This window comes from Burkholderia sp. IO2, assembly GCF_029522185.1.
GTDB lineage: Bacteria > Pseudomonadota > Gammaproteobacteria > Burkholderiales > Burkholderiaceae > Burkholderia > Burkholderia cenocepacia.
In genome coordinates this window covers 149,468-160,145 of record NZ_JAKWFH010000010.1, presented here as the reverse complement: position 1 = coordinate 160,145, position 10,678 = coordinate 149,468, and the positions used below count along the sequence as shown (strand labels likewise).

Here is a 10,678-nt window from a genome sequence, read left to right as displayed (position 1 = left end):
GGCGCTCGCGGCGTCGCCGGCCAGCGCGAGGCCCCCCGTTTCGGCAGCCAGCGCGTCGAGCGGCGCCTGGCGGCGCCCGATCAGCACGACGCGGTCGCCGCGGCGGGCGAAGCGGCGCGCGCAGGCGGCGCCGATGCCGGTGCCGGCGCCGGTAATGGCGATCGTGCGGGGGGGCGAGTGCGTCATGTCGTTCTCCGGAAAGGGGGCGTTCCGGCCACTTTAGGCGGCGCCGGCGCGCGCCGGTATCCACCGAAAGGATGAACGCGGGTCGTCCGAACGGCCGGCGTGGCGGGCACGGTGGCCTTGGCCCATTTTGCAAAGGCTGACGATGTCCGACGCCGAATCGCTCTATCCTCCACATTTTTGCGATAAGCCACGAAAGCCCGGCAAAATAGCGCGGGCGGGCAGCGACGGGCGGCGCGTCGGCCGCCGATTCCGTCGTACGAATGGCGCGGCCGGCAGGGGCGCGGCCGGCAATGGCGCGGCCGGCCGGATCGGCGCGAGCGGGCGTCCGATGCGCAGGTATCGCGTCTGCCGACGGAGCGTGTCGCCACGGCGTATCGCCCGGTTGCGCGCTGGCGCGATCGGACCATCGACAAAAGAACAGGGAGGGGCCGGCAATGAGGCTGGACGACGAAAGGGAAAGCACGAACGTCGAGGATCGACGCGGCGCCGGCGGGTTCGGCGGCGGGCGCGCGACGATCGGCATCGGCACGATCGTGATCGCGCTGGCTGCCTCGTATTTCTTCGGAATCGACCCGCGCGTCGTGCTCGAAGGTGCGTCGGCGCTGCAGGGCCGCCAGCAGCAGGCGCAGCCCGCGCCGACCCAGCACCAGGGCGCACCGGCGAACGACGCCGGCGCGGTGTTCACGCGCAAGGTGCTCGGCAACATCGAACGCACGTGGACGGGCGTGTTCAACACGCAGCTGCATGCGCAGTACGAACCGCCGAAGCTCGTGATGTTCACGAACTCGACGCCGACCGCGTGCGGCACCGGCCAGACCGCGATGGGGCCGTTCTACTGCCCGGGCGACCGCAACGTGTACATCGATCTCGGCTTCTACGACGAACTGCGCAAGCGTTTCGGCGCCGGCGGCGACTTTGCGCAGGCCTACGTGATCGCGCACGAAGTCGGCCATCACGTGCAGAACCTGCTCGGTATTGCCGACAAGGTCGACGCCGCGCGCCGGCGCTCGAGCCAGGCGCGCGCGAATGCGCTGTCGGTGCGGATGGAGCTGCAGGCCGACTGCTTTGCCGGCGTGTGGGCGAACAACGCGCAGCGCGCGAACCAGCGGCTGATGGAACCCGGCGATTTCGAGCAGGGGCTGAAGGCCGCCGCGGCGATCGGCGACGACCGGCTGCAGCAGCAAGGGCAGGGCTACGTCGTGCCCGAAAGCTTCACGCACGGCACCAGCGAGCAGCGCGTGTACTGGCTGCGGCGCGGGATGGAGTCGGGCGAGGTGAGCGCCTGCGACACGTTCGCCGCGAACGCACGCTGAAGCCAGGCGCGCGCACCGTCGCGCGCCGGCATCGTCCCGGCTGAACCGGCTGAACAGGCCACCTGGCCGGCCCGGGACGATTTGCCGATTTGTGCTCACCGGCGCTTTTCGGCGCCGGTAGGCTGGCCCGGACGTTGAAATTCGACGCGTTCGCCACCCAGCCGATTTCCGATGCCGACCTCATCCGTTCCCGCCGACCACGCTCCCGCCGACTGGCCACGTGCGCTGCGCGCGTGCGTGGACGCGTTCGATGCGTTCGCGAGCCCGTCGGCGATCGTGTTCTACCGGCTCGACCAGAGCGGCGAACCGGCCGATTTCGAGCTGTTCGGGATGCCGGAATCGATGCACCGCACCTATGTCGCCCGCTACCGGATGCTCGATCCGCTGCACCCGTCGCGCTGCGCGGCGGGCGACCGCGCGGTCGTCACGCTCGCGTCCCAATTGCCGGACGAGCGACGTGATGCATCCGCGTACTGGACCCGTTTTCTGCGGCGGCACGACGTGGCCGACGTCGTCGAGATCTGGCTGCGCGACGCGGGCCGCACGGTCGGCGCGTTTTCGCTGCTGCGCTTCGGCATGGGCGACGCGAATCGCAACGGCAACGGTACGGCAGGACGCTTCGCACCCGGCGAGATCGACGCACTCGCGCGGCTGCAGCCTGTCGCCGAAGCCGCGCTGAGCCCGCTGCTGCGCGCCCGGCGCGGGATCCACCGGATCGGTTGCGAGGAACGGCTGACCTACCGCGAGGAGCAGATCGCGCGGCTCGTGCGCGACGGTTGCTCGAACAAGGAAATCGCGCGCGATCTCGCGCTCGGGCAACCGACGATCAAGACCCACCTGATGCGCATGTACCGCAAGCTCGGCGTGTCGAATCGCACGGAGCTGGTCGGCGCGCTGTTCCTGTAATCGTTTTGCAAGCTGGCCCGCGAGATCGTGCAGTACCATGCGCGCTCGTCGTATCGATAACAATTCAAGAAAAAGGGCCGGGAACATGGACGTCGCGATCATTGCCGCTTCGATTTTGGTCATCGCGTTGAGCGTCGCGCTGCCGATCTTCATCGTCAGGACGGTCAGAAGCGGAACCTACGACTCGCTGTACTTCCTGATCCCGCTTGCGCTCGGCGTGTATTGGCTGGACTACCAGGCCTACGACTTCCTCGCGTCGATGGCGCACGGTTTCAGAAATTGACGATTCAATGACCGGACCCCGGTCCGGCATCCAAACCACGGCAGCCCCGGCGGATCGCGCACGTCGCCCGCGGGCCGCGTCGCGGGCTCGAACCGCTACCGCGCGCCACGCGCTGCCAATTTGCGCTCACCGGGCGTGATCCCTCGTCGATACAGTGGTCCGACGCCCGCGTGCCTCGCCCGCACGCGGTCCAGCCACGACAATCAACGAGACGCCCATGAGCAACACGAACTTCGTCGCCGTCAGCGACACCGTGCGCACCTTCGTTGCGCGCGATTTCGGCCTCTTCATCGACGGCGCCATGCAGCCCGCGCACGCGGCCGCGCGGCTCGACGTGTACGACCCCGCGACGGGTGAGCGGCTCGCCACCGTCGCGGACGCCGACGCACACGACGTCGACCGCGCGGTCGCCAGCGCCAGACACGCGTTCGACGCGCGCGTGTGGAGCGGGCTGCGGCCGGCCGACCGCGAACGCATCCTGCTGAAACTCGCGGACCTGATCGAAGCCGACGCCGAAACGCTCGCGCAGCTCGAAACGCTGAACCAGGGCAAGTCGATTCACGTGTCGCGTGCGATCGAAGTCGGCGCGAGCGTCGAATACGTGCGCTACATGGCCGGCTGGGCGACCAAGATCACCGGCCAGACGCTCGACGTGTCGATCCCGTTTCCGCCCGGCGCGCGCTATACGGCCTATACGCGCAAGGAGCCGGTCGGCGTGGTCGCCGCGATCGTGCCGTGGAATTTCCCGCTGATGATCGCGGTGTGGAAGCTGGTTCCCGCCCTCGCGGCCGGCTGCACGATCGTGCTGAAGCCGTCGCCGGAAACGCCGCTCACCGCGTTGCGCCTCGCCGAGCTCGCGCGCGAGGCCGGCGTGCCGCCCGGCGTGTTCAACGTCGTCACGGGCGGCCGCGTCTGCGGCGCGGCGCTCGCCAGCCACCCGTCGATCGCGAAGATCTCGTTCACGGGCTCGACCGCGACCGGCAAGCTGGTCGGCGCGGCGGCCGTGCAGAACATGACGCGCTTCTCGCTGGAGCTCGGCGGCAAGAACCCGATCGTGATGCTCGACGACGTCGACGTCGCGCAGGCGCTCGACGGCGTCGCCGCCGGCGCGTTCTTCAACCAGGGGCAGGTGTGCGCGGCCGCGTCGCGCATCTATGTGCATCGCAGCAAGTTCGCGCAACTCGCGGACGGCCTCGCGGGCGTCGCGCGGTCGATGAAGCTCGGCGCGGGCCTCGACACCACCGCGCAGATCAACCCGCTCGTGTCCGCGCACCATCGCGACAAGGTCGTCCAGCACATCGAAGGCGCGCGCCGTGCGGGCCTCACGTTCCTCGCGGGCGGCACGCCGGCCGACGATCTGCCCGGCTATTACGTGAAGCCGGCCGTGATCGCCGATCCGCATCCGGACAGCGCGATCGTGCGCGACGAGGTGTTCGGCCCGGTGATCGTGGTCGTGCCGTTCGACGACGCGGCCGACGCGGTGCGCCTCGCGAACGCGTCGCCGTACGGCCTCGCCGCGAGCGTCTGGAGCAACGACCTGAAACGTGTGATGAACCTCGTGCCGCAGATCGAGGCCGGCACGGTGTGGGTGAACTGCCATATTCCGCTCGATCCGTCGATGCCGTTCGGCGGCTACAAGCAATCGGGCATCGGTCGCGAATTCGGCCAGTACGCGATCGAAGGCTTCACCGAAACCAAATCCGTCTGCATCGCGCACTGACGCGCGACGCTCGAACCCGAACGAACCCGATTCAACGATCCGACAGTGGAGACTGCAATGAGCTACAACGAAGCGAAATTCTGGCACCCGATGCTGCACCCGAACGAGATGAAACAGCGCAAGCCGATCCGCATCGTGCGCGGCGACGGCTGCTACGTGTTCGACGAGGCGGGGCGCAAGCTCGTCGACGGCGTCGCGGGCCTGTGGAACGTGAACGTCGGTCACAACCGCCAGGAAGTGAAGGACGCGATCGTGCGCCAGCTCGACGAACTCGAATACTTCCAGCTGTTCGACGGCATTTCGCATCCGCGCGCCGAGGAGTTGTCGAAGAAGGTGATCGACCTGCTCGAACCGGAAGGGATGCGCCGCGTGCTGTACAGCTCGGGCGGCTCCGATGCGATCGAGACCGCGCTGAAGATCGCGCGCCAGTACTGGAAGGTGCGCGGCCAGGCCGATCGCACGAAGTTCATCTCGCTGAAACAGGGTTATCACGGCACGCACTTCGGCGGCGCGTCGGTGAACGGCAACACGGTGTTCCGCCGCAACTACGAACCGAACCTGCCCGGCTGCTTCCACGTCGAGACGCCATGGCTGTACCGCAACCCGTTCACGCAGGACCCGGAGGAACTCGGCCGGATCTGCGCGGAAATGCTGGAGCGCGAGATTCAGTTCCAGAGCCCCGACACGGTCGCCGCGTTCATCGCGGAGCCGATTCAGGGCGCGGGCGGCGTGATCGTGCCGCCGGCCAATTACTGGCCGCTGGTGCGCGAGGTGTGCGACCGCTACGGCGTGCTGCTGATCGCCGACGAAGTCGTGACCGGCTTCGGCCGCAGCGGCTGCCTGTTCGGCAGTCGCGGCTGGGGCGTGCGCCCGGACATCATGTGTCTGGCGAAGGGCATTTCGTCGGGCTACGTGCCGCTCGGCGCGACGGTCGTGAACGCGCGGATCGAGGATGCGTTCGCCGCGAATGCCGATTTCGGCGGGGCGATCATGCACGGCTACACGTACGCCGGCCACCCGGTCGCATGCGCGGCCGCGATCGCGAGCCTCGACATCGTCGTGAAGGAGGACCTGCCGGCGAATGCGGCGAAGCAGGGTGCGTATCTGCTCGAAGCGCTGCAGCCGTTCGCGGAGCGCTTCGCGGCGGTCGGCGAGGTGCGCGGCAAGGGGCTGATGCTCGCGCTCGACCTCGTCGCGAACAAGGACACGCGCGAGCCGATCGATCCGCTGTCGGGCTATGCGAACGCGGTCGCGGAAGTCGCGCGCGAGAACGGCGTGCTGGTGCGCCCGGTCGGCACGAAGATCATCCTGTCGCCGCCGCTCGTGATCCAGCGCGAACAGCTCGACCGGATCGTCGACGCGCTCGCGGCCGGCTTCGAGGCCGTGCCGTTCGCGTAACGGCGTGATCGCATGACGGCCAATCCGCGGCGGAAGGGGGGAACGCCGTCGCGGGTTTGCCGATTTGCGCTATGACCGGATTATTTTGCCTGCGTATTTTTTCGACATCGGATCACGCCGTGATCGACAGGGGCCCGGGATCGAAGCGCTGAAGCGCCGACCGGGGCCGACCGCAGAGCATCTGGCCCCCGGCCGCTGACGAAGCGCCGGTTCGGGCCAACCTACGAAGGAGACAACGATGTCGGGATGGTCAGGAGTGACCGGCGCCGCGGGCGATACGCCTGGCGGCTCGCCGGCTGAAGCGGGCGGCGGCACCGCGTTGAAGGCGGGGGCGGTCGGTTTTCCGACCGCGCTGGCGAGCGCCGTCGGGCTCATCATGGCGAGCCCGGTGATCCTCACCGCGACGTCGGGCTTCGGGATGGGCGGCTGGGCGTTCGCGGTCGCGATGATCATCGCGTTCGTGATGATGCAGGCGCAGGCCACCACGTTCTCGGAAGCCGCCGCGATGCTGCCGACGGCCGGCTCGGTTTACGATTACCTGTCGTGCGGGCTCGGCCGCTTCTGGGCGATCACCGGCACGATTTCCGCGTATTTCCTCGTGCACGTGTTCGCCGGCACGGCGGAGACGATCCTGAGCGGCATCATGGCGCTCGTGAATTTCGAATCGCTGAACGCCGCGTTCGAGCAGCACAACAGCTCGTGGCTCGTCGGCGTCGGCCTCGTGGTCACGTTCGCGATCACCAACATCATCGGCATCAAGGTGTTCAGCAAGCTCGAGATCGTGCTGACGGCCGGCATGTGGCTGTCGCTGATGATCTTCGGGATCCTCGGGCTCGCGGCCGCCCCGGCCGTGCATCTCGACGGCTGGTTCGGCGGCTCGGAAGTCGGCACGTCGATTCCGGCCGTGCTGTCGCTGGTCGGGATGGCGATGTTCATGTTCGTCGGCTGCGAGTTCGTCACGCCGCTCGCGCCGGAAATGAAGGCGCCGGGCCGCACGATTCCGCGCGCGATGGCACTCGGCCTCGTCGGCGTCGCGATCTGCATGTTCCTGTACGGCGCGGCGATCCGCCGCCAGGTCGCGAACGTGCCGGTGAGCCCCGACGGCCTCACGCACCTGCTCGACACGCCGGGCGCGATTCCCGCGTTCGCGCTGCAGGTGCTCGGGCCGTTCGGCCGCGTGTGGTTCGGCATCGCGTTCCTGTGCGCGGGCGCCGCGACGATCAACACGCTGATGGCCGGGCTGCCGCGCATCCTGTACGGGATGGCGATCGACGGCGCGTTGCCGCGCTGCTTCGCGTACCTGCATCCGCGTTTCAAGACGCCGGTGGTCGGCATCGTCGCGGCGGCGATCGTGCCGATCTTCCATGCGTGGCTGATCAACGGCAATCTCGACAGCATCCTGCATCTCGTGCTCGCCGCGACCTGCGCGTGGGGCACCGCGTACCTGCTCGTCACCGCGTCGGTCGTGATGCTGCGCATCCGCCGCCCGGACCTGCCGCGGCCGTACCGTTCGCCGCTGTTCCCGCTGCCGCAGATCGTGTCGAGCGTCGGCATCGTGCTCGCGATCTGGTACATCACGCCGCCCGGCATGAACCCGCGCGACATCTACGTGCCGTTCGGCGCGATGCTCGGGCTCACCGCGCTGTACGCGCTGTTCTGGACGCTCGTCGTGCAGCGCCGGCATCCGTTCAGGCCGGTGCCGGTCGAGGACGTGCTGCGCAACGAGCACGTCGCGTCGTGAAGGCCGCGCTTGCCCCGCGGCGCGCGGCGCCCGATGCGCCGCCGCCCGGCCATCGGCCCGGCGCGATCGCCGCGCGCGTGCTCGCCGACCTGCGGGCCGTGCGCGATACGGATGTGGGCGGCGCCACGGCGCGGCTGCCGAACGGCGTGCATGTGAGCGTCGACGAGCGCGTCGAGCGCCAGTTCCTGATGCATACGGTCAGCGTGAAGGTGACGGTGGCCGCGAACGGTCCGGCCGCGCGGGGCCGCGCGCGCGTGCGGCAGACCGGCTGGCTGCGCCGCACGGGCGTCGATGCGGTGCCCGGGCCCGGATGCGACCGGGTCTTCATCGACACGCTGGCCGCGCTGCTCGCCGAGCCGTCGCTGGCCGACGCGCTGCGGCCGCTGCACCTGACCGACTGCGTCATCGACGCACACGGCGGCGTTGCCCGCGACGGCCGCTGGACGCTCGCGATCGTGCCGTTCGGCGGCAGCGAGATCGTGAACCGGATGCCGTCGTTTCGCCGCTACGTCAGGCTGATCGACGAGCAGGCCGCCGCGCTGTCGGCGGCCTGTCTTGCGTTCGAAACCGCACTACACGGGATTTTGCGAGGGTAAGCTGTGGCGATGCGTGCCGCGCAAACCCGGCGGCCGCATCCAGGAATCAGGGTTTTACCGGAGATGCCGATGCTGTTCCAGTCACGCTCACACGAAGACGTGCACGATCACGGGCTCGCGATCGCGGGCTGGCATCAGGTTTACCGTCAGATGACGCCGGGCCGCTTCAAGGGCACCGTCACGCAGGTGCTGTACGACGATTTCCACTTCTTCCGCGAAACGACCAACCGGCGCGTCGCGCAAACCGGGCTCGCACCGGTCGCGCGCACGTCGCTCGCGGTGCCGCTGTCCGTGCCGCTCGCGGGCACGTTCCAGGGCCAGCCGGTCGACGGCTATGCGCTGCTCGCGCTGCGCGCCGGCGAGGATTTCGAATTCCACACGCCGGAAGGGATGGGGCTCGTCGGGATCAGCGCGGCGTCCGACATGGTCGACGAGCTGTGCGAAGCCGAATTCGGCGCGGCCGGCGCGCGCCGGCTGCGGCACGTGACGCGGCTGTCCGACGCGCAGGGCGTCGCGCTCGGCGTGCGGCTGTCGGCGCTGATCGACGAGGCCCAGCGCAACCCGGGCTGCCTCGAATACGCGGCGACCCGCAAGATGTTTCGCGACGCGATGCTCGGCATGTTCCTCGATGCGCTCGAACAGGGTATCGGCGTCGAGCGCCGCGACATCACGCACGCCACCTACAGCGATATCGTCAGCCGCTGCGAGAAGCATCTGCGCGACCGGCCCGAGGAACCCGTCACCGTGCTCGAACTGTGTCGCGCGCTGCGCTGCAGCCGCCGCACGCTGCAAACGAGCTTCCAGCGCGTGGCCGACGTCACGCCGGTCGGCTACCTGCGCACGATCCGGCTGAACGCGGTGCGTCGCCTGCTGCGCACGACGTCGGCGCAGCAACTCGGCGTCGGCGAAGCCGCCGCGAGCTGGGGTTTTACGCACCTCGGCTATTTCGCGCGCGAGTATCGCGGCCTGTTCGGCGAGCTGCCTTCCCAGACCACGCGTCCCGAATGACGCACGCGCATCGCGACGGCGCCGCCCGGCGTCGTCGCGGGTCGCACCCCCCACCGTTTGCCGATTTGCGATAGAGGTCCGGAATTTTCGCTGGATAAAGTCCTGTCACCCATATCGAAAACACCGTCGGTTCGCACTACGAATCGATGATCACAGAGGGGCGGGACATGAAGAACGGACGACGACTGACCGCAGCCGCGGCCATGCTGGGCTGCCTGCACGCACACGCGCAGACTTCGGGGGGCGTGACGCTGTACGGCACCGTGGACACCGGCATCATCTATTCGACGAACCAGCAGTTCACACGCGCCGACGGCAGCACGGGCGGCGGCCATGCCTGGCAGATGGGCGGCGGCAACCTCGTGCCGTCCCGCTTCGGCTTCCAGGGCGCCGAGCCGCTCGGCGGCGGCCTCAACGCGGTGTTTACACTCGAGCAGCAGTTCCTGTCCGCGAACGGGCAGGCGCTGCAGGGCGGCACCGCATTCAGCCGGCAGGCATGGGTCGGGCTGCGCCAGGACGGAATCGGCACGCTCGGCCTCGGCCGCCAGTACGACTCGTACACCGACATGCTCGGCGCGTACGTATCGAGCAACAACTGGGCGACGCCGTACGGCTCGCATCTCGGCGACGTCGACAACCTGAATGCCGCGTTCAACTTCAACAACGCGGTGAAGTTCACCAGCGCGGATTTCAACGGCCTCACGTTCGGCGGCACGTTCAGCTTCGGCGGGCAGGCCGGCGATTTTTCCGCGAAGCGCGGCTATGCGGTGGCCGCGACGTACACGCGGGCGCCGGTGGCGTTCTCGGTCGGCTACCTCGACCTGCACCAGCCGCTCGACGCGGCGCTCGGCGGCGCGAGCGGCTATATCGGCGATTTCGCGTGCAGCAACCCGGGCGCGATGTACTGCCTGCTGCAGGATGCCGGCTCGATGCGCGCGTTCGGCGCAGGCGGGTCGGTCACGCTCGGCGCGGCGACGGTCGCGCTGACCTACACGCACACGCGGCTCGGCGACAGCCGCTATTTCTCGACCGACGCGCAGCCGCGCACGCAGGCGTTCACGTTCGACATCGGCGAGCTGAACGTCACATACATGTTCACGCCGGCGCTGCAAGGCGGCGTCGCGTACATCTTCAACGCCGCGCATACGGACGGGCGCGGCACGACGCGGTTCCACCAGGTGAACGTCGGCGCGAACTACAGCCTGTCGAAGCGCACCGCACTCTATGCGGTCGCGATCGGCCAGGTCGCGAGCGGCACGGGGCTCGGCACCGACGCGGGCGGCAACGCGGTCAACTATGCGCAGATTCCGGTGCTCGCGAACAGCAATTCGAGCCGGCAGCTGGCGGTGATGGCAGGGATTCGTGTGAACTTTTGACCTCGAACGGCGGGCGGTGGCACGCCGGTCGCGTGCTGCCGTGCGGTCTTCACGGGCATGGGGCGGCATCGGGCGATCGATGGAAAGCCTTGCTTGAAAAAAATCGTCCGTATGCTTGACTGAATGGACCCGGATCGACGGCATCCGCGCG

The 10,678-nt window shown here is 68.7% G+C and carries 10 protein-coding genes; 9 read left to right on the top strand and 1 reads right to left on the bottom strand.

Going from position 1 to position 10,678, the window contains the following annotated elements:
* On the bottom strand, window positions 1–186 hold a 186-nt coding region (locus MMB92_RS09030), incomplete at its 3' end, for an SDR family NAD(P)-dependent oxidoreductase (protein ID WP_277562669.1).
* A 434-nt stretch (window positions 187–620) separates the two neighbouring features.
* On the opposite strand from MMB92_RS09030, the gene MMB92_RS09025 reads away from it, so the two are divergent.
* The 9 genes from MMB92_RS09025 (at window position 621) to MMB92_RS08985 (ending at window position 10,527) form a co-directional block, all read left to right on the top strand.
* Window positions 621–1,499, top strand: coding sequence for a neutral zinc metallopeptidase (locus MMB92_RS09025; protein WP_006483975.1), 879 nt, complete (start codon window positions 621–623; stop codon window positions 1,497–1,499).
* Window positions 1,500–1,670: 171 nt separating this feature from the next.
* Window positions 1,671–2,405, top strand: coding sequence for a LuxR C-terminal-related transcriptional regulator (locus MMB92_RS09020; protein WP_058903281.1), 735 nt, complete (start codon window positions 1,671–1,673; stop codon window positions 2,403–2,405).
* An 85-nt stretch (window positions 2,406–2,490) separates the two neighbouring features.
* Window positions 2,491–2,688 carry a hypothetical protein gene (locus MMB92_RS09015; protein WP_006483979.1) on the top strand — a complete coding sequence of 66 codons (198 nt, stop codon included), beginning with the start codon at window positions 2,491–2,493 and terminating at the stop codon, window positions 2,686–2,688.
* 217 nt (window positions 2,689–2,905) lie between these two features.
* Window positions 2,906–4,408 carry an aldehyde dehydrogenase family protein gene (locus tag MMB92_RS09010; protein ID WP_006496861.1) on the top strand — a complete coding sequence of 501 codons (1,503 nt, stop codon included), beginning with the start codon at window positions 2,906–2,908 and terminating at the stop codon, window positions 4,406–4,408.
* A 57-nt stretch (window positions 4,409–4,465) separates the two neighbouring features.
* Window positions 4,466–5,806, top strand: coding sequence for an aspartate aminotransferase family protein (locus tag MMB92_RS09005; protein ID WP_006483976.1), 1,341 nt, complete (start codon window positions 4,466–4,468; stop codon window positions 5,804–5,806).
* 238 nt (window positions 5,807–6,044) lie between these two features.
* Complete coding sequence (locus MMB92_RS09000; RefSeq protein ID WP_006493968.1) at window positions 6,045–7,547, top strand: APC family permease; 1,503 nt, start codon at window positions 6,045–6,047, stop codon at window positions 7,545–7,547.
* Entirely contained in the window at window positions 7,544–8,143 is a 600-nt protein-coding gene (locus MMB92_RS08995; RefSeq protein WP_012493452.1) for a DUF3156 family protein, read from the top strand. The genes MMB92_RS09000 and MMB92_RS08995 overlap by 4 nt, the downstream gene beginning before the upstream one ends.
* A 69-nt stretch (window positions 8,144–8,212) precedes the next feature.
* The gene (locus tag MMB92_RS08990; protein ID WP_084752165.1) at window positions 8,213–9,151 is read left to right on the top strand and encodes a helix-turn-helix domain-containing protein; all 939 of its coding nucleotides are present in this window, start codon (window positions 8,213–8,215) and stop codon (window positions 9,149–9,151) included.
* A gap of 167 nt (window positions 9,152–9,318) precedes the next feature.
* A complete protein-coding gene (locus tag MMB92_RS08985) occupies window positions 9,319–10,527 on the top strand; it encodes a porin (protein WP_277562668.1) in 1,209 nt (402 codons plus the stop codon).
* The last annotated feature ends 151 nt before the right edge of the window (window positions 10,528–10,678 follow it).